The 22,798-nt window shown below is 45.6% G+C and carries 23 protein-coding genes and 1 pseudogene; 20 read left to right on the top strand and 4 right to left on the bottom strand.

From position 1 onward, the window contains the following. The first annotated feature begins 869 nt into the window (after positions 1–869). The 11 genes from BANVL01_RS21615 to nuoN all read left to right on the top strand — a co-directional run bounded on the left by BANVL01_RS21615 (position 870) and on the right by nuoN (position 11,587). Positions 870–1,244: an NADH-quinone oxidoreductase subunit A gene (locus tag BANVL01_RS21615; protein WP_066093843.1), complete on the top strand. Its 375-nt coding sequence runs from the start codon at positions 870–872 to the stop codon at positions 1,242–1,244. Next, positions 1,235–1,747: a NuoB/complex I 20 kDa subunit family protein gene (locus BANVL01_RS21610; RefSeq protein ID WP_024029639.1), complete on the top strand. Its 513-nt coding sequence runs from the start codon at positions 1,235–1,237 to the stop codon at positions 1,745–1,747. Before BANVL01_RS21615 ends, BANVL01_RS21610 begins: the two co-directional genes overlap by 10 nt. Before the next feature lie 3 nt (positions 1,748–1,750). Beyond that, positions 1,751–3,127 (top strand): NADH-quinone oxidoreductase subunit C, encoded by a 1,377-nt coding sequence (locus tag BANVL01_RS21605; RefSeq protein WP_066093837.1) that lies wholly within the window; start codon positions 1,751–1,753, stop codon positions 3,125–3,127. Positions 3,128–3,130: 3 nt separating this feature from the next. Beyond that, complete coding sequence (locus BANVL01_RS21600) at positions 3,131–4,231, top strand: NADH-quinone oxidoreductase subunit D (RefSeq protein ID WP_066093834.1); 1,101 nt, start codon at positions 3,131–3,133, stop codon at positions 4,229–4,231. Beyond that, the gene (nuoH, locus tag BANVL01_RS21595; RefSeq protein WP_066093831.1) at positions 4,231–5,235 is read left to right on the top strand and encodes an NADH-quinone oxidoreductase subunit NuoH; all 1,005 of its coding nucleotides are present in this window, start codon (positions 4,231–4,233) and stop codon (positions 5,233–5,235) included. The genes BANVL01_RS21600 and nuoH overlap by 1 nt, the downstream gene beginning before the upstream one ends. A 135-nt stretch (positions 5,236–5,370) precedes the next feature. Beyond that, the gene (gene nuoI / locus BANVL01_RS21590) at positions 5,371–5,790 is read left to right on the top strand and encodes an NADH-quinone oxidoreductase subunit NuoI (RefSeq protein WP_024029643.1); all 420 of its coding nucleotides are present in this window, start codon (positions 5,371–5,373) and stop codon (positions 5,788–5,790) included. Continuing rightward, complete coding sequence (locus BANVL01_RS21585; protein ID WP_066093828.1) at positions 5,787–6,305, top strand: NADH-quinone oxidoreductase subunit J; 519 nt, start codon at positions 5,787–5,789, stop codon at positions 6,303–6,305. Before nuoI ends, BANVL01_RS21585 begins: the two co-directional genes overlap by 4 nt. Further along, positions 6,302–6,616 carry an NADH-quinone oxidoreductase subunit NuoK gene (gene nuoK / locus BANVL01_RS21580; protein WP_066093826.1) on the top strand — a complete coding sequence of 105 codons (315 nt, stop codon included), beginning with the start codon at positions 6,302–6,304 and terminating at the stop codon, positions 6,614–6,616. Before BANVL01_RS21585 ends, nuoK begins: the two co-directional genes overlap by 4 nt. 106 nt (positions 6,617–6,722) lie before the next feature. Beyond that, positions 6,723–8,591, top strand: a complete 1,869-nt coding sequence (nuoL, locus tag BANVL01_RS21575) for an NADH-quinone oxidoreductase subunit L (RefSeq protein ID WP_066093823.1) — start codon at positions 6,723–6,725, stop codon at positions 8,589–8,591. Next, a complete protein-coding gene (locus tag BANVL01_RS21570) occupies positions 8,588–10,099 on the top strand; it encodes an NADH-quinone oxidoreductase subunit M (protein WP_066093820.1) in 1,512 nt (503 codons plus the stop codon). Before nuoL ends, BANVL01_RS21570 begins: the two co-directional genes overlap by 4 nt. 6 nt (positions 10,100–10,105) lie before the next feature. Then, complete coding sequence (gene nuoN, locus BANVL01_RS21565; RefSeq protein WP_066093818.1) at positions 10,106–11,587, top strand: NADH-quinone oxidoreductase subunit NuoN; 1,482 nt, start codon at positions 10,106–10,108, stop codon at positions 11,585–11,587. A 182-nt stretch (positions 11,588–11,769) separates the two neighbouring features. Here nuoN and BANVL01_RS21560 read toward each other — a convergent pair whose 3' ends face one another. Both BANVL01_RS21560 and BANVL01_RS21555 read right to left on the bottom strand, forming a co-directional pair. Next, positions 11,770–11,952 (bottom strand): CsbD family protein, encoded by a 183-nt coding sequence (locus tag BANVL01_RS21560; protein WP_066093815.1) that lies wholly within the window; start codon positions 11,950–11,952, stop codon positions 11,770–11,772. A 71-nt stretch (positions 11,953–12,023) separates the two neighbouring features. Next, a complete protein-coding gene (locus BANVL01_RS21555; protein WP_066093812.1) occupies positions 12,024–12,329 on the bottom strand; it encodes a hypothetical protein in 306 nt (101 codons plus the stop codon). Between the two features lie 345 nt (positions 12,330–12,674). Between BANVL01_RS21555 and BANVL01_RS21545 the strand changes: the two genes are divergently transcribed. Both BANVL01_RS21545 and BANVL01_RS21540 read left to right on the top strand, forming a co-directional pair. Further along, positions 12,675–14,168: a mechanosensitive ion channel gene (locus BANVL01_RS21545; RefSeq protein WP_066097116.1), complete on the top strand. Its 1,494-nt coding sequence runs from the start codon at positions 12,675–12,677 to the stop codon at positions 14,166–14,168. A gap of 70 nt (positions 14,169–14,238) precedes the next feature. Then, on the top strand, positions 14,239–15,543 hold the full coding sequence (locus BANVL01_RS21540; protein WP_066093806.1) for a hemolysin family protein: 1,305 nt from the start codon (positions 14,239–14,241) through the stop codon (positions 15,541–15,543). A 312-nt stretch (positions 15,544–15,855) separates the two neighbouring features. Here the strand turns inward: BANVL01_RS21540 and BANVL01_RS21535 are convergent, their stop codons facing one another. Both BANVL01_RS21535 and BANVL01_RS21530 read right to left on the bottom strand, forming a co-directional pair. Beyond that, the gene (locus BANVL01_RS21535) at positions 15,856–16,584 is read right to left on the bottom strand and encodes a hypothetical protein (protein WP_066093803.1); all 729 of its coding nucleotides are present in this window, start codon (positions 16,582–16,584) and stop codon (positions 15,856–15,858) included. 192 nt (positions 16,585–16,776) lie between these two features. Further along, positions 16,777–17,052 (bottom strand): YbyB family protein, encoded by a 276-nt coding sequence (locus tag BANVL01_RS21530; protein ID WP_066093802.1) that lies wholly within the window; start codon positions 17,050–17,052, stop codon positions 16,777–16,779. Positions 17,053–17,388: 336 nt separating this feature from the next. Between BANVL01_RS21530 and BANVL01_RS21525 the strand changes: the two genes are divergently transcribed. The 7 genes and pseudogenes from BANVL01_RS21525 (at position 17,389) to BANVL01_RS21495 (ending at position 22,369) form a co-directional block, all read left to right on the top strand. Next, complete coding sequence (locus BANVL01_RS21525; protein ID WP_066093801.1) at positions 17,389–18,333, top strand: magnesium transporter CorA family protein; 945 nt, start codon at positions 17,389–17,391, stop codon at positions 18,331–18,333. Positions 18,334–18,453: 120 nt separating this feature from the next. Beyond that, positions 18,454–18,831: a hypothetical protein gene (locus tag BANVL01_RS21520; RefSeq protein ID WP_066093798.1), complete on the top strand. Its 378-nt coding sequence runs from the start codon at positions 18,454–18,456 to the stop codon at positions 18,829–18,831. Positions 18,832–19,125: 294 nt separating this feature from the next. Continuing rightward, positions 19,126–19,392, top strand: a pseudogene (locus tag BANVL01_RS21515) (KGG domain-containing protein); the annotation flags it as partial. A 225-nt stretch (positions 19,393–19,617) separates the two neighbouring features. Then, positions 19,618–19,950 carry an anti-sigma factor antagonist gene (locus tag BANVL01_RS21510; RefSeq protein ID WP_066093790.1) on the top strand — a complete coding sequence of 111 codons (333 nt, stop codon included), beginning with the start codon at positions 19,618–19,620 and terminating at the stop codon, positions 19,948–19,950. After that, a complete protein-coding gene (gene rsbW, locus BANVL01_RS21505; RefSeq protein ID WP_066093787.1) occupies positions 19,947–20,429 on the top strand; it encodes an anti-sigma B factor RsbW in 483 nt (160 codons plus the stop codon). The genes BANVL01_RS21510 and rsbW overlap by 4 nt, the downstream gene beginning before the upstream one ends. Further along, positions 20,395–21,189 (top strand): RNA polymerase sigma factor SigB, encoded by a 795-nt coding sequence (gene sigB, locus BANVL01_RS21500; RefSeq protein ID WP_066093786.1) that lies wholly within the window; start codon positions 20,395–20,397, stop codon positions 21,187–21,189. The genes rsbW and sigB overlap by 35 nt, the downstream gene beginning before the upstream one ends. Before the next feature lie 43 nt (positions 21,190–21,232). Next, positions 21,233–22,369, top strand: coding sequence for a PP2C family protein-serine/threonine phosphatase (locus BANVL01_RS21495; protein WP_066097112.1), 1,137 nt, complete (start codon positions 21,233–21,235; stop codon positions 22,367–22,369). The last annotated feature ends 429 nt before the right edge of the window (positions 22,370–22,798 follow it).

The following is a 22,798-nucleotide window of genomic DNA, read 5'->3' as shown; positions in this document are numbered from 1 at the left end:
CAGTAAATGTTCAGAACCGGACAGTAAAATGTCCAAAGTGGAAAGTAAATGAAAAGGATCCTTCAAAAAAGGTAATTCAATTGGAATTTCGGGAAGGAGTACGTTATAAAAAGAGCCTAATATTAGATGAGGGCAGGAAAGTTAGCCTAATCCAGTCTTGCGACTAGCTATTTGGCATTTTATAGGTAATCTAGTATTGCGTATGGTTAGGATGTCCTGGATTTTGTAAATATCGAATGATTTGTCCGGTTAAGAATATGATGGTAGGGGGAACACGGTGAAGGGAATATTGTGATGATTTTTTTAAGAAGAATAGTAATTAACTAAAAAAAGTGTAATAGATGGTTAACAGTTAATGACAAATCTCACTGACAATGGCCGGTTTTTGGTATTAAATAAGGGTTGTTGTCGAATTTAATGAGCATTTTAGTTCATCCGAACGCTCTTCTTTGTACGTCATCTTCAGCTAACGCTTCAGATCACGTGCGCTAAGACCTTCCTCTTTTGACCTGTTGGCCAATTCGCTTTTGCGTCATCTCTGAAGTGTATTCAAGAAGTAACTCTGCAAGATCACGCAAACGCTCAGGAGGGGAACCCATGTCGACTATCCAGTTTGGGTGTGAAATTGGATAGTCGACATATACTAACGCACCGCAACGCCTCCGAAGATCGCTGCGGCTTTCAAAATTCCCGTTTTAAGTCTCTTTTGAGAGCGAGCTCTCAAGAGCCTTAAAATGGGAAATTTTCGCGGCGATAGAATTCCAATTTAACGTAAATGGCTTGTCGACATGGGTTTGTAACAATGCTATAATGAATTCGGTTACAATAATGTGTTTGTTTAAATTATTTCAACATTGGAGGGGATGGGCATGGAACTTTTAAATGTATATCAGAATAATTATCTGATAGTTTTTGCGTTCCTATGTCTCGGGGTACTGCTGCCGGTGGTGGCATTATATTTAGGTAAGCTTTTGCGTCCGCATGTTCCGAGTGATGCGAAGTATACCACATATGAGAGCGGTATTGAGCCATTTCACGATTCCCGTGTACAGTTCAATGTCCGCTATTATATTTTTGCCCTGATGTTTGTTATTTTTGATGTGGAAACGGTATTTTTATATCCATGGGCTGTGGCCTATGATAAGCTGGGGATTTTTGCATTGGTTGAAATGTTAATTTTCGTTGCCATGCTTTTAATCGGCTTAATCTACGCTTGGAAAAAGAAGGTGCTACAATGGATCTAAAATTAGACAACATTTCACCTCGAGAAATGGAAGAGTTACAGAGAAATGTATTTATGACTACGCTAGAGCAAATTAAAGCATGGGCGCGAAGCAGTTCGATCTACCCGATGACATTTGGTCTGGCTTGTTGTGCAATTGAAATGATGGGTGTTGGCGGGGCCAACTATGATTTGGATCGTTCTGGTTCGTTTTTCCGGACGTCACCACGCCAGTCGGATTGTATGATTGTGTCTGGAACGGTGACGAAGAAGATGGCACCGATTTTACGAAGATTGTATGACCAAATGCCGGAGCCAAAATGGGTGATTGCAATGGGTTCTTGTGCGACAGCTGGCGGGCCGTATGTAAAGTCATATTCTGTTGTTAAGGGAGTCGACCAAATCGTTCCTGTTGATGTATACATACCTGGATGCCCTCCAAACCCAGCTGCTTTAATTTATGGTATCAATAAGTTAAAGGAAAAGATTCGCTATGAAGCGAAGACTGGGAAGAAGGTGATCTAACCAATGAGTGGGGAAAAGGATCTCGAGCAGTTAAAGAAAGAGGCTGTTGCAAAAGCGAAAGCAGCGGCAGCAGCGAAACGGGCGGCCAAGGCAGCCGGCACGGCGGAACCGAGGCAAGCAGCGGAACCGAAGCAGGCAACGGAGCCGAAGCAAGCAGCGGAGCCAAAGCAGGAAGCAAAACCTGTTGAGCTGGTAAAGGCCGATGAACCAGTGGTACCACCAGCTGAAGCAGGAGCGCCGGTAAACGACGCGGATGATCTCGCAAAGAAAAAAGCAGCAGCAGTAGCGAAGGCGAAAGCAGCTGCAGCGGCGAAGCGAAAAGCGATGGGTGAAGCTCCAGCGGAGGAAACTCCAGCTGAAACAGCACCAGAAGCCGATGGCGGAGCAGATGATCTCGCAAAGAAAAAGGCAGCAGCAGTAGCGAAGGCGAAAGCGGCGGCAGCAGCGAAGCGAAAAGCGATGGGTGAAGCGCCAGCGGAGGAAACTCCAGCTGAAACAGCACCAGAAGCCGGTGGCGGAGCGGATGATCTCGCGAAGAAAAAGGCAGCAGCGGTTGCAAAAGCGAAAGCAGCGGCGGCGGCGAAGCGAAAAGCGTTGGGTGAAGCGCCGGCAGAGGAAACCGCGAGCGAAGCGACCTCAGGTGGAGATGCGGATGATCTCGCAAAGAAAAAGGCAGCGGCGGTAGCGAAAGCGAAGGCAGCAGCGGCGGCTAAGGCGAAGGCAAAAGCAGCCGGAGCAGGAGACGCAGTAGCGATTGCAGCGGGCGGCGATGATGAGAAGGAGAAGGCGATTGCAGCTGCGAAAGCGAAGGCCAAGGCAGCAGCGGCAGCGAAAGCGAAAGCGGCAGCTGGAGGAAAAGCCGGCAGTGCGGCAACAGCCGAAGCAACAGACGCAAAGCCATCAGCCAACCAGCCTTACTTAGATAAATATGTCAAGGTGATTGAGGAAAATCTAGGTTCTGATGTTTTAGAAGATTCTTATATTAATAAACTGTCTAAGGATGTTCCAACACTTGTGGCGAAGCGTGATACATATTATAAGATAGCTCAATTTTTAAAATATAATGAGCTCTTAGGGTTTGATTATTTATCAGAGCTTCATGGAACAGACTACGAAACATATATGGAAGTGTATGTTCACTTCTACTCATACAAAAATCGTCAATCTGTCGCGTTAAAAGTGAAGATTGACCGCGGGGAACCAAGACTTGAGTCGCTCGTGCCGCTTTGGGCTGGAGCGGATTGGCCTGAATGTGAAGCGTATGATTTACTCGGGATTAAGTTTACCGGGCATCCGGACTTGCGCCGCATCTTCCTCGGCGAAGATTGGGTGGGCTATCCACTGCGAAAAGATTATCAGCCGTACGATGTGGAGGTGTAGAGAGTGATCAGAACAGAAGAAATGATACTAAACGTTGGTCCTCAGCATCCAAGTACGCACGGTGTTTTCCGGCTGGTCGTAAAAATTGATGGGGAAATCATTACCGAGGCAAAGCCGGTCATCGGATATTTACACCGCGGGACGGAAAAATTGGCTGAGGACCTGCAATATACACAGATAATTCCTTATACAGACCGAATGGATTATTTGTCATCGATGACCAATAATTATATCCTCTGTCATGCGGTTGAAACGATGATGGGGATTGAAGTTCCGGAACGGGCTGATTTTCTGCGAGTGATTGCGATGGAGTTGAACCGGGTTGCCAGCCACCTTGTGGCATGGGGGACCTACATCCTTGACCTTGGGGCGACGAGTCCATTTATCTATGCGTTCCGTGACCGTGAAATGATTATCAATATGCTGAACGAATTGTCGGGGGCACGCTTGACCTTCAACTATATGCGCGTTGGCGGTGTGAAGTGGGATGCTCCTGAGGGCTGGATTGAAAAAGTAAGAGATTTCGTCCCATATATGCGTGGACAGCTAAAAGGCTTCCATGACCTTGTTTCTGGAAATGAAATTTTCCTCGATCGGGTAAAAGGCATAGGCAGGTATACGAAAGAGGATGCCATTAACTATTCACTCAGCGGGCCAAATCTTCGCTGTACCGGCGTGAAGTGGGACCTTCGTAAAGATGAGCCCTATTCGATTTATAACCGCTTTGAATTTGATGTTCCGACATCAGAGGAAGGCGATTGCTTGGCTCGCTACCATCTGCGTCTTGCTGAGATTGAGCAGTCGTTGAACATCCTTGAACAAGCCGTGGCTCAATTCCCTGGCGAAGGCCCGATCCTTGCCAAAGTGCCGAAGATTATTAAGGCACCAAAAGGAGAGGCATTTGTTAGAATTGAATCACCGCGCGGAGAAATTGGCTGCTATATTGCGAGTGACGGGAAAAAAGAACCGTACCGCTTAAAGTTTAGAAGGCCTTCCTTCTATAATCTGCAAATTCTCCCAAAACTATTAAAAGGCGAAAATATCGCAAACATGATTGCTATTTTAGGGGCAATTGATATTGTCCTTGGGGAGGTTGACGGCTAATGATAGAAGAATTGCTCCAGTCAAGTCCCGGTTGGGCTAACTTTGGAATTTTCTTTTTACTCGGTGCTGTCTTGCTTTTAATTGTATTAGGCTTCGTAACCTACGGGATTTTAGCAGAGCGGAAAGTCTTAGGTTATATGCAGCTGCGCCATGGTCCAAACCAGGTCGGCGGTAAATGGGGACTGTTGCAAACCGTCGCTGACGTCCTTAAGCTATTACTAAAAGAGGATATTATCCCAAAAGCTGCCGACAAGCCATTATTTATCATCGCACCAGCGATAGCCTTCGCGCCATCCTTCATGGTCTTGGCGACGATGCCTTTCACCGACAAATTTCAATTTGCGGATATCGGGGTCGGCCTGCTTTATTACATAGCCGTATCCGGATTAACTGTTTTTGGAATGGTGCTAGGCGGCTGGGCATCGAATAACAAGTACGCCCTTTTAGGAGGCATGCGTGCAGCGGCTCAGATGATTTCATATGAAATCCCGCTCGTTATGTCTGTACTTGGTGTTATTCTTTTAACAGGAAGCTTAAATTTAAATGAGATTGTCACACACCAGGAGCACGGCTGGTTTATCCTATTACAGCCAATCGGCTTTATCGTCTTTTTTATTGCATCGATTGCCGAATTAAACCGGACACCATTTGACTTGCCGGAGTCGGAAAACGAACTTGTTGCCGGATACCATGTTGAATATTCAGGATTCCGCTGGGCCTTCTTTATGCTCGCTGAATATGTCTATTTATTCGCAATGTCCGCACTGATTACCGTCGTCTTTCTGGGTGGCTGGCTTGCGCCATTTGGCTTCCTTGACTTTATTCCAGGTGCCGTCTGGTTTGCACTTAAATTCAGTGTCGTTGTTTTCATCTACATCTGGCTTCGCGCAACGTTACCGCGTTTCCGCGCTGACAGACTGATGGAATTTGGCTGGAAAGTACTCCTGCCAATCGCACTAGCAAACATATTCCTAACCGCCTTACTCAAATCATTATTTTTCTAAGGCGTGGTGCCTGACACCAAATGTTATTTTCTGTCAAGTGGTGCCTGACACCTTTAACCATTTACTACCAAAAGGTGCCTGACACCTTAAATTAACTCTGAAAACCATCTTTAAAACGTAAAAGGGGTGAAAAACGTGCTTGGATTTGCTAAAGGCTTGAAATATACCCTAAAGAACTTAACGCGCGAAAAGGTTACTTACGATTATCCGAACAAGCCGCTGCCGCTGCCGGACCGGTTCCGCGGGATTCAGAAGTTTTATCCGGAGAAGTGTATTGTTTGTAATCAATGTGCCAACATTTGCCCGACCGATTGTATTCAATTAACGGGTAAAAAACATCCGGACCCGGCCAAAAAGGGGAAAATCATCGACACATACGACATTAACTTCGAGATTTGCATCCTTTGTGACCTATGTACGGAAGTTTGCCCGACGGAAGCCATCATCATGACCAATAACTTCGAGCTTGCTGAATACAGCCGTGACATGTTATTTAAAAATCTAGAATGGCTGGATGAAAACGACGAAAACATACGGCAGGTGAATAAAGCATGACATTTTCAGGCGAATTCCTCGCTTTTATGGGCATCGCACTTGTTGCGATCATCGGCGGTGTGCTCCTGTTGAACCTTACCAAGGTTGTTCATATGGTCGTTGCCCTTATCTTTACTTTTGTAGCAATCGCCGGCATTTACGTGCTGCTTTCTGCAGAATTTGTCGCAGCTGTGCAGATCTTAATTTATTCTGGTGCGATTACGATTATCATGCTGTTTGGGATCATGTTAACGAAGCATGATGATGAAAATGAACCTAAAACAGGTAAATGGCGTAAGATTCTCGTGTTTTTGGGGATTGTCGGTTTTGCCTTTGCCGTCTATATTGGGATTTACAATTTCAATATTGAGCAAGTTTCAACCGCGCTGCATGAAAACAACACGATGCAAATCGGAAAAGCACTTTACTCAAAATACATCATTCCATTTGAGTTAACCTCTGTGTTATTGTTAGCAGCCTTAGTTGGTTCAATTATTTTAGCAAAAAATGAGAAGAAGGGGGCGGATAACGAATGAGTTCAGTTCCCGCTTCAGCCTTCCTGGCACTTGCCTTGATTTTATTTTGCATCGGCCTTTACGGTGCGCTTACGAAGAGAAATACCGTTATCGTATTGATTTCGATTGAATTAATGCTGAATGCCGTGAACATTAACCTTGTCACCTTCAGCAAATATGGGATGGCTCCGTCGATTACTGGTCAGGTATTTGCCCTGTTTGCCATCAGCGTTGCGGCAGCCGAAGCCGCAGTCGGACTAGCAATCTTAATCTCGCTCTACCGCACCAAGAAAACCGTCAACATCGACGAAATGGACACAATGAAAAACTAGGGTGTCAGGCACCATTTCCCTTTAACTGGAAAAGGGTGTCAGGCACCGCACAATTTCGACAAAATTCGGGTGGTGACAGGCACCGCCCGAAAAGGGGATAGTGATAATGATGGAGAATGCATGGCTCATACCGCTTTTCCCGCTATTATCGTTTTTGATCCTTCTTCTATTCGGTAAGCGCCTGAAGGAGGCGAGTGCTTATGTGGGGATTCTCCTCACGCTTGCATCACTTGTCTTCTCGATTCTCGTATTATTCGAGCGCTTTTCAGAGCCAACCTATATCACAAAATTTAACTGGCTCACGATCGGAGATCTTCATCTAACAGCGGGTTTTGAAGTGAATCAATTGAATGCATTGATGCTGTTTATCGTATCGCTCGTAAGTTTCTTAGTACATACCTACTCGAAAGGGTACATGAACGGGGATGAGCGGTTTCCAGTATTCTATGCCTATTTAGGACTCTTTACGTTTGCAATGCTCGGGCTCGTCATCTCGCCGAACCTGCTGCAAACCTATATTTTCTGGGAGCTTGTTGGTGTTGGTTCCTTCCTATTAATCGGCTTTTATTATTACAAAGAAGAAGCAAAGGCCGCCGCGAAAAAGGCGTTCATCATGACCCGGATTGGCGACGTTGGACTCTTCATCGGGATGATCCTGCTCTTCTGGGAAACAAAAAGCTTTGAATACAGCGCAATTTTCGCGGCAGTTGATGCAGGCGCGATATCAGGGACCATGATCACCCTGACCGCCATTCTGATTTTTATCGGGGCTGTCGGAAAATCTGGTCAATTCCCGCTGCATACGTGGCTTCCGGATGCGATGGAAGGTCCGACACCTGTTTCGGCCCTCATCCACGCGGCAACAATGGTTGCGGCCGGGGTTTACTTAGTGGCTGCCCTGTTCCCGCTGTTCGCAGCAAGCAAAACAGCCCTGTTAACGATTGCCGTCATCGGCGCGTTTACGGCCATTTTTGCGGCGAGCATCGGACTTGTCCAAACCGATATTAAAAGAGTTCTCGCCTACTCAACCGTGAGCCAATTAGGCTACATGATGCTGGCGCTCGGCTCTGCCGGTTATGTGGCAGGTGTCTTCCACCTTATGACACACGCGTTCTTCAAGGCGCTCCTATTCCTAGCGGCCGGCTCTGTAATTCACGCCGTGCATACGCAGAACATCGAGGAAATGGGCGGACTTTGGAAAAAATTAAAGTTCACCGGGCCGTTATTCTTAATCGGAACACTCGCCATCAGCGGTGTGCCGTTATTTTCCGGTTTCTTCAGTAAAGATGAAATTTTAATCGCCGCATGGGAAGGCGGACATCCAATCCTCTTCTTATTGGCGCTCATTGCAGCCTTCATGACGGCATTCTATATGTTCCGCTTGTTCTTCATGGTCTTCACCGGTGAAGCTCGCGGCGACCAGAAGCATGTTCACGAATCGCCAAACAACATGACCTACCCGATGATCCTCCTTGGCGTCTTGGCGGTCATCGCTGGTTATGTAAATACACCATGGTTCGGATCGTTCCTTGGCGACTGGCTCGTTGATGGCAACCCGGCACTCGGCCACGGCCATATCGAAGGACCAATCTGGATTATGATTGCGGCAACCGTTGTTTCCTTAGCGGGCATTTACTTTGCCTACATGATGTACTACAAGCGTTCCATCGCCCGCAACACCATCAGCGGCACAGGGGACACCTTGCATACGATTTTACTAAACAAATATTACGTCGACGAATTCTATCAACTGACGGTCGTCGCGTTTACCAAAGGCTTAAGTTATTTCCTCCGCTTCATTGATGTCTTCCTCGTCGAAGGACTCGTCAAGGGCGTTGTCGGAATTGTCCAAGGCCTTGGCAGAACCGGCTCGAAGATGCAGACCGGACAGGTACAAACGTATGGCGCTGTCGCCTTTATTGGCCTTGCGCTGCTCGCCGTCATCTTTGCGTTAACAGGGGGGTACTTACGATGAATTTACATGCAGTCCTTACAATCCTAGTATTCTCCCCTTTACTAGGGATTGTCATTTTGGCCTTCATGCCAAAGCAAGCAGAGAAATTAATTAAAGTGGTCGGCCTTTTAGCGACGGTTCCAGCTTTATTAATCGCAATTGCCGCCTACTTACACTTTCAGTGGGGCAAGGATTTAGCCGATTTTGCCGTCTCGACATCGTGGATTCAATTCCGCGGCATGGGCGGCGTCCCGGAGCCATTTTTCTCCGTGAATTATGAGCTTGGGCTAAGCGGATTCCAGCTTGTGCTCGTCGTCCTTACAGCGGTTGTCGCGACACTTTCAGCGCTAGCGGCAGCCAAATTTGTCAAAAAAGAGTGGAAAGGCTACTTCATGCTGTTCCTTTTACTAGAAATCGGCATGCTCGGCGTCTTTACCGCAGAAAACTTAATTCTGTTCTTCATCTTTTTCGAAATCACCTTGATTCCAACGTTCTTCTTAATCGGAAAATGGGGTTATTTTGAAAAAGAAAAAGCAGCATACAGCTTCCTAATCTATAACGGTTTAGGCTCCGCTGTCCTGCTGATCGTGATTATGATTTTGTTTGGAAAAACAGGCACAACCAATATAGAGATGCTGACTAAAATCATTGCCGACCCAAGCGCACCGCTATCCGGTGACTTGAAGCTCGGTCTATTAATCTCGCTGTTGATTGCCTTCGGTGTCAAATTGCCGATCTTCCCATTGCACAGCTGGATGCTCAAGGTACACGTCCAGGCGCCGCCATCGGTTGTAATGATCCACTCAGGGATCTTGCTCAAAATCGGTGCGTACGGATTAATTCGTTTTGGAATGGGGATTTTTCCCGAGCAGTTTAAGACCCTTGCGACACTGATTGCCATCCTTGGAGTGGTCAACCTGCTCTACGGGGCGTTTCTAGCATTCATTCAAACAGACTTTAAAATGGTGTTAGCCTATTCCTCGATTTCACATATGGGCATAGTGTTAATCGGACTTGCTGCCATGAACGAGGCCGGAGTACAAGGGGCGATTTTCCAAGTGATTTCGCACGGCTTGATTTCCGCGTTATTGTTCTTCCTGGTCGGTGTCTTGTATGAGCGAACCGACACGTCGTTGATCGAAAATCTCGGCGGTATTGCGAAAGGGATGCCGATTGCCGCAGGCTTCTTGCTTGCCGGTGCAATGGCCTCACTCGGATTGCCAGGCATGTCTGGGTTCGTCAGCGAATTTATGGCCTTCCTCGGGCTGTTCAAAGAATTGCCGTGGATTGCTGCTGTTGGAACCATCGGGATTATCATGACGGCGGCGTACTTGCTGCGCGCGGTCCTTGGGATGACCTACGGTAAGGCACACCGCGAATTTACCGGCGTCCTTGACCTTCGAGGGGTCGAATTGATCCCAGTCGGAGTCCTGATGTTACTAATCGTGTTAATCGGCGTTTTCCCAAGTGTGTTAAGCTCACCGCTGCAAACAACACTGGAAACAATCATGCTTGGGTTAGGAGGGTGATGAAGGATGAGTCTGAAGACATTGAGCGAATTTAATTGGAGTGTTATGACACCAGAGTTCATCATCCTTGGCGTCATCGCATTGTTGACATTACTAGATTTATTTTTGCCAAAGCGCGTGGACCGCAGAATCCTTGGCTGGCTGAGCATTGCCGGTATTGTTGCCGCCATTATTGCGCTTGCAAGCTTACTTGGCACAGAGCCAACCTCGATTCTGTATGATACATTTACGCTTGATATGTTTGGCAAAGCGTTTAAATTACTATTGCTTGCCGGTGCTGGTCTCGTCATGTTTTTGGCGGTCAGTTATGACGCTAAAGATGGCATGGAAGAGTACCGCGGCGAGTTTTACTACTTGTTCTTAACGGCCTTGCTCGGTGCGATGTTCATGACATCGAGCGGCGATTTAATTACACTGTTTATCGGATTGGAATTGTTATCGATTTCTTCCTATGTATTAGCGGGCATCAAGAAGCACAACCTGCAGTCCAACGAATCGGCGATGAAATACGTCATCAATGGCGGGATTTCAACGGCGATCACGCTGTTCGGGATGAGCTATGTGTACGGCTTAACCGGCTCAACCAATTTAGCGGAAATCGCCAATAAGTTGTCTGCGGTTGTCGACGGCCAGCAGGCTTACCTGCTCGGCATCGCCTTCTTGCTGATTTTCGTCGGTTTATCGTTTAAACTGGCTTCAGCACCGTTCCACATGTGGGCGCCGGACGTTTATCAAGGGGCGCCGACACCTGTTACGGCCTTCCTGAGTGTCGTTTCGAAAACGGCTGGGTTTGTGATTGTCATCCGGATTCTGATTTCCGTGTTTTACAATGCCGCTCCATCTGGGGACGGAAGCAGCATCCTGTTCAAAATGCACGATTACCTTGCCTTCCTTGCCGCGGCAACGATGATCATTGGGAACGTCGTCGCATTGAAACAAACGAATATTAAACGGATGTTTGCCTATTCCAGTATCGCCCACGCCGGCTATCTGCTTGTCGCCTTAACGACACTGAGTGCGAATTTGATCTTTTCCGTCTGGTTTTACCTGCTCGCCTACATGTTAATGAACCTTGGCGCGTTTGCAGTCATCCAAGTCGTTACGGAAAAAACAGGTTCAGCTAAGATTGCTGATTTCGCCGGACTGTACCGCCGTTCACCGGTTCTCGCTGTCACAATGGGAATTTTACTCGTTTCCCTGGCAGGCTTCCCGGGCACGGCCGGTTTCATCGGCAAGTTAAACATCTTTGTCGGTGCCTTTTACGGCGAGCCGCATTACGTGCTGGCTTCGATCATGATTGCAGCCACCGTTGTCTCGTATTTCTATTATTTTGGCGTCATGACGCAAATGTTCTTCCGCCCGGCGCGCGATGAAAGTAAGTTCAACCTGCCATTCGGCATCATCGTTGTCCTTATTGTCGCCGTCGTCGGTTCCGTATTATTCGGGGTTGCGCCTAACATCGCTCTCGATTTCTTGAACAAGCTGTAAGGACTTTTTTGAAAAAGTAACATAGGGAACAGGGGCAAATAAAAGGGGTATTTATACAAAAAGAAGAGGCTGGGGGGCCTCTTCCTTTTTTGGTGATATTTCCGATCAGGCATAAGTGTAACTACGCCTCATGAACCGCCAATCGGCGAGTTTCCATTAAGTATTGAATTTTTCCCCTTATTCTACCTATCATCTTTTTCCGACAATTTCTCCTTAACATCTCCGTAGCCTTCCTTCAACTTACCCTTTGCCTTATCCATTTTTCCTTCGGCTTCCTTGGAGTGATCATCGGTTAATTTACCCCATTGCTCTTTTCCTTCACCCTTCAATTGGTCAAGCTTACCTTTTACTTGTTCTTTATTCATAGTCAATTCCTCCATGTCAAAAGTTTTTTGGTTCTACTACTCTATTACCCTTTGAGAAAGTGCAGTAAACTCTAGTTGTTATTTTCATCGGTCCTTTCACCATCGTCGATGCCATTATCTTGGTCGACGCCATCACCGACTCCCTCTTCTTTTAATTTATCCTCTACATCGTTTTTGATATCGTTTAAATTGTCCTTTGTTTCCTTAAAGGCATCATTGGCTTTCTTTTTTGTATCGTTATCAACCGCATCTTTTTGCTCGCCATCATTAATGCCATTATCTTGATCGACACCATCGCCGCATCCGGCTAATCCACCAAAGGTTAGTAAAACAGCAAAGCCGCCAGCTAGTAATTTTTTCTTCTTAGTTGTAATCATGTTTACTCCTCCTCTAAATTCGTCTAGCTGGTGAGTATATTTCCCCGTAAAAAGATTTCGAAACCACTATTTCATCCACCTTCATTTCCTTCATTAAAGGCATTTTTTTAAAAGGCTGTGTTAAAAGTGAATGTTGATTTCCGTTCCAGGCACTTCGCTTTCCGCGGGGCGGGCGGTGAGCCTCCTCGGCGCTAAAGCGCCTGCGGGGTCTCACCTGTCCCGCTGCTCCCGCAGGAGTCTCGTGCCTTCCACTCCAATCAACATTGGAGTCTAAGACGTATGTTTGAAGAAAGGGTGTTGGGGTATTACAGTTACCAAGCAAAATTAGAAAAAGGAGAGAGGTACATGACGTTAAAAAGTATGACGACCGGATGGTACACATATACCAACCAACTTCCAAACTTACTATTGGCACTGCTGGTCTTATTAGTTGGCTGGCTGGCCGCTAAAGCGATTGGCAGAGGTGTAGAAGCCGCACTCAAGAAAACAAACTTTGATAATAAGCTGTTTTCCAATTTTGGAAAGCGGAAATATTCATCAGAAGTGATCATTGGAAAAATAGTTTACTATCTGTTATTGGTGTTTGTGTGGACGATCTTTTTTAATATGCTGAACTTAAGTCTAATAGCGACGCCGCTCGTCCACATGTTATCGACCATCACAGCAGCGATCCCCAATCTATTAAAAGCAGCACTGATTCTCCTGTTTGCCTGGGCGGTTGCGACCGTGTTGAGAATGCTTTTTATAAGAGGAGCAACGATGTTCCGTGTAGAAAGCCATCTAATAAAATGGAAGATGGCAAAAACTCAACTAGATGCCAGCACCAAGGTAAACAGTATTGCGAAAGCACTTTTCTATTTTGTTCTTCTGTTATTTTTACCAGGTGTTTTAGGCGCATTGCAGCTGGAGGGGATTTCTGAACCTTTCACACATGTCCTTTCGACCTTACTCACCTTTATTCCGAAATTATTTGCAGCGGCCCTAATTGTTTTTATCGGCTGGCTGATTGCAAAACTTGTTCGTGATATTTTAACTAATTTTTTACAAAGTATCGGGATGGAACGACTTGGTCCTCGGTTTGGAATAGACGGAGCTAATCTATCAACCATTATCGGAAATATTGTGTTCATTCTCATCCTCATACCAACGATTATTACCGCCATGGAAAAATTGGATTTAAAAGGAGTTTCGGAGCCGGCAATTGCGATGCTTCAGCAAATTATGACCCTGATTCCAAACATTGCTGCAGCCATCATGTTAATTTTACTAGGAATCTGGCTTGGAAAATGGATCGAAAAAATGGTCGAGCAAATGCTCTGGCGCATACGGTTCGATAATATTTTTTACCACATGGGAATCGGCTCATTAACACCCAAGGGCCAATCGAAGTACACGCTGTCGCAGCTCGTTGGGTTGCTGGTGAAAATTGTGGTGGTGCTCTTATTTACCGCAGAAGCCTTACAAATTGTTCATTTAGATTTCTTAGTTACGTTAGCAACAGGGGTAATAGCCTATTTACCAATGGTAGTAGCGGCATTAGTGATCTTAGGTGTCGGCTTATATTTAGGCCATTTAGTCGAGAGAGTGTTACAAAATGTCTTAAAACAGCGGTACTCCCGCACCCTCGCCGCGGTCGCGAAATATGCCATCTTTACGATTACGCTGTTTATGGCGTTAGATCAACTGGGTGTAGCCCATTCCATTGTCAATGCTGCCTTTATTCTTGTCTTAGGCGGTTTGGCGCTGGCATTTGGACTTGCATTCGGCCTTGGAGGAACAGAGTTTGCCCGTAAATATTTGCGGAAACTAGACAATAAACTGGATGAGGAAAATATATAAATTACAACTGGACAATCCGGAATCCTCTTCGATTTCGGATTATTATTTTTAGAAGGGAGGTTGGGGTTACATGCTGCTGATTAATCTATTTGCGATTGCCTTGCTCATCGTCTTAACGGGCTTCTTCGTCGCGATTGAATTTGCCATTGTCAAAGTACGGACATCGCGGATTGACCAATTGATTCTGGAAGGGGAAAAGAGCGCTATTGCGGCGAAAAAGGTGGTGACCCATCTGGATGAATATTTGTCAGCCACCCAGCTTGGGATCACGGTGACGGCATTGGTACTGGGCTGGCTGGGAGAGCCTACGGTGGAAAGGTTGTTGCACCCGTTGCTGGCAGTACTAGGGATGAACGAGGCCGTGACCCATATTATTTCTTTTGTGCTTGCCTTTGCCGCCGTTACCTTTATCCATGTCGTTGCGGGCGAACTAGCGCCGAAAACGGTTGCCATCCAAAAAGCGGAGGCGATTACGCTGCTGTTCGCCAAACCGATCATCCTATTTTACAAAATTATGTTTCCATTTATTTGGTTATTAAACAATGCCGCCCGTTTGCTTGTCGGCCTGTTTGGTATAAAGCCAGGGTCCGAGCTTGAAGTGGCGCACTCGGAGGAAGAACTGCGGATTCTCCTGTCAGAAAGCTATCAAAGCGGAGAAATTAACCAAAATGAATGGAAATATGTCAATAATATTTTTGAATTTGATGAGCGAATCGCCAAAGAAATCATGGTGCCGAGGACAGAAATGAGCTGTCTCTCGGTTGAAGATTCGATTTATGACGTGGTGGAAACCATGAAGGGGGAAAAATTTACCCGGTATCCGGTGATGGAGGGGGATAAAGACCATATTATTGGTGTAATGAACGTGAAAATGTTTATAACCGCCAAAATCATGAAACAAGGCCAATATCATAATTGGAAAATAAAATCCTATATTCAGCCTGTTATTCGCGTCATTGAAACCATTCCGATTCATGACTTATTGATCAAGATGCAGATGGAGCGAACCCATATGGCGATTCTGCTGGATGAATATGGCGGGACCTCCGGTTTAGTGACGGTCGAGGATATCATCGAGGAAATTGTTGGCGAGGTTCGGGATGAATTTGATGGTGACGAAGTATCGGAGATTCGCACGCTCGAGGCAGGTAAACACTATATTGTTAATGCCAAAGTCACTATTCGCGAGGTCAACCAGCTGCTCGGCACCCATTTAAGCGGCGAGGATGTGGATACAATTGGCGGCTGGTTCCTGACACAAAACCCCACTGCTCAATTAGGTGCGGGCGCAGTAGTGAACGAGGAGGAGTATTCGTTCAAAGTCCACGAAGCGGATGGATACCACCTCATGTATTTGGAAGTGATAAAGCGATAATGGAGGCCTCGGGTGGGGCTTTTTCTTTGTTGTAGTTTGTTCTTACTAGGGGGGGATTGGTGACGGGAAGCGGGTGGGAAAAAGAGGAGGTGGTCACCAATGAGGGCTCTTAAAGACAAATTAAGTAGTTTGTAAGGGAGTTTTGTCCTTAAAAAGGGCTCTTAAAGACAAATTAAGTAGTTTATAAGAGAGCTTTGTCCTTAAGAAGAGCTCTTAAGGACAAATTAAGTAGTTTATAAGGGAGTTTTGTCCTTAAGAAGGGCTCTTAAGGACAAATTAAGCGGTTGTAAGAGAGTTTTGTTCCTAATCCAATCACTGCTTCATTTCATCCACTCCAGGACGCCTGAGTTTCTTGTGTTTTTCTTTCATCAGCTGAATATCATCGGCGAATGTGTTTGAAAGCACCTTTTTTGCACCAAATAGCAAGAGCTGATCTCCTTCTTGGAGGGTGGTGTCATAGACGTTTTTTCTAATTTTTTCTTCCCCGCGCTTGATAAACAGGGCGACAAACTCCAACTGTTCATGCCCATGGTGCACGTGGCCTACCGAGTTGGAGTTGAGTGTTGATTCTTTATAAATATGGAGATTTAGTAGTGCATCTGCTTTATCTGTTAAAAATACATCCCTAATCGGCAAATCAGCCAGCTCCACTTTCCGGTTCATTTTTCGATGAAAGAACGCCGATAACAAGGTTTGAGTCCAGGTCAGCTTTAAAACGCCAAACACGAGGATGAGAGCACTGGCAACAGAGACGATCTCTTTCATTCTCAGCCCTTTCGAAAGGAACTGACTAATCGATGAAATAATAACAGCAAGAGAAAACGCACCAAACAAAATGAGAAAAACGCCTAGCTTCCGGCGAACCGGATGACCCAAAATCAGCTCGGACTCCCCCGTCGTAAAGCCTGTACTGGTCATCATCGAGACAACTTGAAACCGGGAAACCTCAGATTTGAGGCCTGTTAACCGAAATAAAATCACGAAAATTTCTGTGACCGTAATAATGATGAAGAAATAAATGAGTAAAAAAAGTAAGTTCATTTTTCACCTCATAAAGAAAACTCGCCGACTGGCAAACCCGTTAGGGCGAAGACAGAGACGTAGTTGCACTTATGATAGGAAAGTCATACTTTCCTATCGGCCAAAAAAATCGCTGAAGCTCGCCCATTCTCACCGTTGTTATTTTTTAAAAAAAGCAGTTGAGACGATGAATCCGCCCCAAACTGCCTATTACTACTGCATTTTCTCATTATAAAATTTCACGGAATACATCGCACCTTCGCTGACCATATTGTTATCCTCTAGATCATCTGGTTGGGGATGCCCGCCCTTTTCAATCGGGAGCTGTTCGCTTTTATCAAAGACAGTCGGTTTGATTTTCCGTTTCCACTTTCGAAGCAAATTTTCCGTTTTGATGCGATTCGGTTTAGACGATAGCCACATCGCAGCAGATGCAGATGCTCCGATTCCTACAACCATTAGTGATGTTACTCCTAAGCCTCGTTTCAAAACAAAACCCTCCTTTGGATTTTATCTGGAGCCCAGATAGCAGCTCCAATTCAATTTAACCTATGAATACCCTGTTAATCTTGTTAATAAACCTATTTTCAAAAGTTTCACTTCGGCAAAAAGCGGGGATTTATCAGTATAAACTTACTTGAGTTTCAACTTCCAACCCATGCACGAAAGTGAATGTAATATGAGTAGTACACCAAAATAATAAAGGCGGTGTGAGCAGAGCCCGGCTTAACCTATTCAAAGTACGAAATGTATTTTTCAATTCGACTGGTTATACCGATTCGTTTATGCGGCGCTCCGCCCCTTTTCCACAGAAAAGGAGAAACTATGGAAAAATTTATCGGCGCTGCCAAGTGGAAGTGGTTTCAATTTACCGAAGCGGAGATTGATAGGATAAATCCGCTCATCGAAAATGAAGGTTACGGATGCAAAGACTGGCTGGAGCAAGTGGGTGAAAACAGAACCAATTGCTTGCGTGTACGCATTTTGGAAAATGGAAAAAAGGTCGTCAATGGCTCGCTCATTTATAAACAAAGTTTTAAACAGGAGGGCGATTATCGTCTCTTCCATTTTTATGTGACCAAAGATCAATGGATTTCTGTGGACCTGGAGTTGTCAGCCCTGAGACACATTGATGAAGAAGGACTGTTACGAAAAATTGACCGGACGGAAAACGCAGTCGACGGCTTTTTACTTTTTCTCGGAGAATTGATGAATGAAATGTTAGTGGAGATTGATGGGTTCGAAGCGGAGCTCAAAAGCCTGATTTGGAGTATCCGGAAAAAGAATGAAACGGGCCTCCTCGAATTCGTCTATATGCGCCGGCATGAGCTGTTAGTGTGGAAAAGTCTATTGATTCCAATCCAGGAACTGAAAATGGCCATCGACGAAATTGCCCTTCATCGCGGCGGCAATCACGAGATTTTCCGTTGTACAGCGAAACGAATTGAGCGGGCGTTCTCGCTGCTGAACGAGTATGAACATGAAATTGATTCGATTATTAAATTAGAGGAAGTCATCTCCTCGCACCGTGGAAACGAAATTATGAAAACCTTAACGGTGATTACGACCATTTTTACGCCAATCATGGCCTTCGGGGCGTTATGGGGCATGAACTTCAGAAATATGCCTGAGCTTGAGTGGCGGTTTGGCTATATTTTTTCCATCCTACTAATCATCATTTCCACTGTCCTGCTTTATGGTTATTTAAAAGTTAAAGGCTGGACTGGCGACCTGTTAAAAGGGAGAAAGAAAGGTTCATTTTTTAAATAGGGGTTTGGTCAGCACGCTTCGGTGGTAAAACACTAGTAGGGACGGTGGTTTAAATATGTGGTTGCAGGTTCGGTAAACCCGCCTCGGATGAAAGACAGCAATCTGAAGGAGGAATGAAACATGGCTAAGAATGATGTTGAGCAAAAGGAAAATGAAAAAGAGCGACACGAACAGGATGGACAAAGCAACGGTGACAATCATTCTATGAAAGGTGACCGTGAACACCAGCAAAGCAACGGTGACAATCATTCCATAAAAGGTAAACGTGAACTCCAGGAAAGATACAGGGACGGTACATCGATGCAGGGGGATATAAAGGATCAGCAACAGAAATTGCAAAGGTCCGAAGCTGGCCCTGACGCAAATCAAGATGATGAATTGCAGAAAAAATATGGACATCGGGAAGAAGGGACCCCTCCTCCGATGAATGGTGAGATCGAATCGCAAGAAGGGGACGACGAGCAAGAATCACGCGAGCATCAGCAATTTAGTAACTGAACGCTTACGAATCAGCTCCACTTGCAACGGCAGTTGAGGTAAATTTTTCAAATGAAACGGATGAGCTGTTGATAGAAACGTATTTTCCTATATTAAAACGATCAAAAAGTGTTTTAGCTGGGGAAAAAGGTGGTACACCATAACCAGGTTGCAACAAAATAACCTGAAATGAGGAAAACAATTGAATTAGAAGGAGCTGGTTTAAATATGAAGGGCTGCAAATGAAGTAAAGGCTAATGAAAAGGCTAGTTATGAAAGGCAGCTATCATAAAAAATTTAAAGGAGGAAATGACAATGGCAAAAAATAATAAAGAACCAATGAGTTTAGAGGAAGCAGGACGTAAAGGCGGAGAGGCAACTTCTAAGAATCATGGTAAAGATTTTTATCAAGAGATCGGGCAAAAAGGCGGAGAAGCCACTTCCGAGAATCATGATAAAGAGTTTTATCGAGAAATCGGGCGTAAAGGCGGGGAAGCCACATCCGAGAATCATGATAAAGATTTTTATGGAAAGATTGGACAAAAAGGCGGAGAATCCCGTAGTAAACAACGCGATAATGATTAATTCGGGAAAAAATACAATAAACCAGCCAGGCTGACGAAGCCTGGCTTTTGGCTTTTGGTGAAGTGAACGGAGGGCTTTTTAGAGACTAGCAACTGGGCCATATGGTCTATTAAGCCAACTAGCATATTTTGGTATAATACAAAAAACTATATTTTTTAAAAAAAGAGGTTTACGAGTCTACTAATAGGGTATATACAAAATAAAATTTAAAGGTGTGAGAAAATGAATATTACCATAAATAAACATCAGAATGATGAGGGAATATTGGTGCTGGTTGGCGGGGAAATTGATGCGTTTACGGCGCCGAAACTGAGAGAGGAAATATTGCCGCTGGCCGAAGGGGAGAATAAATCGATTATCGTCAATCTTAAGGATGTCTCCTATTTGGATAGTACTGGACTTGGTGTCTTTGTTGGCTTATTCAAGCAGCTAAAGCAAAATGACGGCGAATTAAGGTTGATTGAGTTATCGGATCGACTAGTGCGACTCTTCGAAATTACTGGCTTAAGTAACATAATGGATATTTCGGCACATTCAGAGGGTGGAGGAAGATGAGCGAAGTGATGGATTATATTGAAATGAAGATTCCGGCTAAACCGGAATATATCGGTGTAATTAGATTGACATTATCAGGAATTGCCAGCCGGATGGGTTATACATATGAGGAAATCGAGGATATGAAAATTGCTGTCAGTGAGGCTAGTACCAACGCAGTCCAGCATGCGTACCGCAAGGACGAGGGCGGGGAAGTAATCATCGGCTTTGGAATTTACCATGACAAGTTGGAAATCGTCGTCGCCGACAGTGGCAGGAGCTTTAATTTTTTACAAACAAAAAACGAATTAGGCCCATACACAGAATCAAGTACGGTGGAGCAGCTTGCTGAAGGAGGGTTAGGGCTATTTTTGATTGAGACGCTAATGGATGAAGTCCGGGTACTGAATCATTCCGGAGTAACGGTCTTCATGGTGAAGAACCGAAGTGGGGAGCGTGATAATCATGACAGAATCATCTCAACCCATGAAGCGAACTAAGGAAGAAATTGATGCCCTCATCTTAGAGTTTCAACAGCATGAGAGCTCGGAGGCTCAAACCACCTTGGTGGAACATTACACGGCCCTGGTCGGGAGCCTTGCGCGGAAATATTCAAAGGGAAGATATTTTCATGAGGATATCATGCAGGTTGGAATGATTGGCTTGTTGTCCGCAATCAGAAGATATGATGCAGGTGTGGGGAGATCGTTTGAAACGTATTTAATTCCTACCGTTATTGGTGAAATCAAGCGGTTTCTTAGGGATAAAACGTGGAGTGTTCATGTACCGCGGCGCATCAAGGAAACGTGGCCGAAAATTAAAACGGTAGTGGACGAGCTGACCAATCAATATCAGCGGTCGCCAAGGATTGACGAAATTGCTGCGTTTATGGAGATTTCCGAAGAGGAAGTCTTGGAAGCGATGGAGATGGGGAAGAGCTATCAAGCCGCATCTGTCGATCAATCGATTGAAACGGGTTCCGAAGGCAGCACGATGACGACGCTCGACATTGTCGGAACGGAAGAGGAAGGCTTCGAAAAAGTCGACCAAAGGCTGTTGCTGGAGAGTGCCCTTCACGTTTTATCAGAGAGAGAAAGGCAAATTCTCGAATGCACCTTTATTGCGAACAAAAGTCAAAAGGAAACGGGAGAGTATTTGGGGATTTCACAGATGCATGTATCTCGATTGCAAAAAAAGGCGCTTGAAAAATTGCGAAAAGCACTTAGCGGGGGTCAGACCCCCGATGTTTTAACGCGTTAATTGGCGGGGGTCTGACCCCAGAGGAGGCGGCTAATGGATGGCGATGAAGATAATCATTGTCGATGATAATAAAACAAATTTAATGATTGTTGAAAAAATCCTCATGAAGGCTGGCTATAGACGCTTGGTGCTGCTATCATCGGCCACGGAGTTATTCGATTATTTGCAGCTTGATGCGGTTAATCCTCCTGAAGTTGATATCGATTTAATATTGATGGATTTGATGATGCCGGAAATTGATGGCATCGAGGCCTGCCGTACGATTCTTGGGATTGAGCGGTTCCGCGATCTTCCGATAATTTTCGTCACGGCAATGGGAGACTCCAATAAAATGGCCGAGGCAATGGATGCGGGAGCCCTTGATTATGTGATGAAGCCTATCAATAAAGTCGAGCTGCTGGCGCGGATCCGCTCCGTCCTCCGCATAAAGGTTGAAAAGGACTTGCGCAAGGAACGGGATAAGCGGATTCAATATGAGTTGGATTTGGCCAAGCAGGTGCAGCTCAGCATGCTTTCAGATCCGATTCAGAAAGAGGATGTAACGATTTCTGCGGTCTACAAGCCTTCCTTTGAGCTTGCCGGCGATTTGTATGCCTGGTACAAGATTAGCCCGCATCGCTATGGTGTGATTTTGCTCGATATGATGGGCCATGGTATCTCGTCATCGCTTGTATGTATGTACATATATTCGGCCTTAAAGGATTCGATTACCGGTTTGTGCGATCCGGAGGCTGTCATGAAAGAACTGAACTGGCGCATGAACCAGCTCCACAATGATAGTTTAATCAACTATTATTTCACCGCGATTTACTTTGTTCTCGACACGGAAAAGCAGTCAATAGAATACGTGAATGCCGGCCATCCAGCGGGAATTGCGCTTGTCGATGGTGAGGTGAGGCTGCTGGAGCAAGGCTGCTCCGCTCTAGGTTTTTTTGATGAAATTGAGGTGAGTAAAGGGGTCATTTCGTACCAGGATAGCGCACGGATTTTGCTGTTTACCGATGGGTTGTCAGAATGGCTGGAGGAAGAGAATGAGGATGCTGTAGTGAAGCTGACCAGCTGTTTGGTAGAGGATGGGATGACTGATCCAGCGGAGCTGCTTCAGCGGTTGCAGCCAAATTCCAAGCACGCGAATCCTCAAAAGGATGATATTTGTTTGGTGATGATTGCGACGAGCTGATGGTGTGGCGGGGCGACTTTCATGCTTAAGGGGACACTCATGTTTAGGGGGAGTCTCATGCTTAAGGGGGAGTCTGGGAGGGTTCCTATAGGTTGCCTCGTGGGCTGGGAGGGTCATGGTACCCTCCGGGGCGGGGGAAAAGGTCAAAGGCAGGAACTCAGCGAGAATTTTTTAGTGACCCACGAGGCCACACTTCCCTTTGATGGGCTCAATTAACTATTATTGTGCCCGAGGCGGAGCTTTTTTTGTCTTGACGGTCACAATTAAGCTCTCCGGGCAGCCTCGATCAGGTAACTTTCCACTCCACTATCTGGGATGGGGGCCTTTTTTATTGAAGATTCCTTCCCATAGGCCCTTTTTTATGACCTTTTTAAAAGGGCTTTATGATTTACTGTCCACTTTGGGTCCTTTACTGTCCGGTTCTGCGAA

The organism is Neobacillus novalis NBRC 102450 (assembly GCF_001591805.1).
Classification (GTDB): Bacteria; Bacillota; Bacilli; order Bacillales; family Cytobacillaceae; genus Neobacillus; species Neobacillus novalis.
The sequence above is the reverse complement of the archived record's forward strand: the minus strand, read 5'-3'. Positions and strand labels throughout refer to the sequence as shown.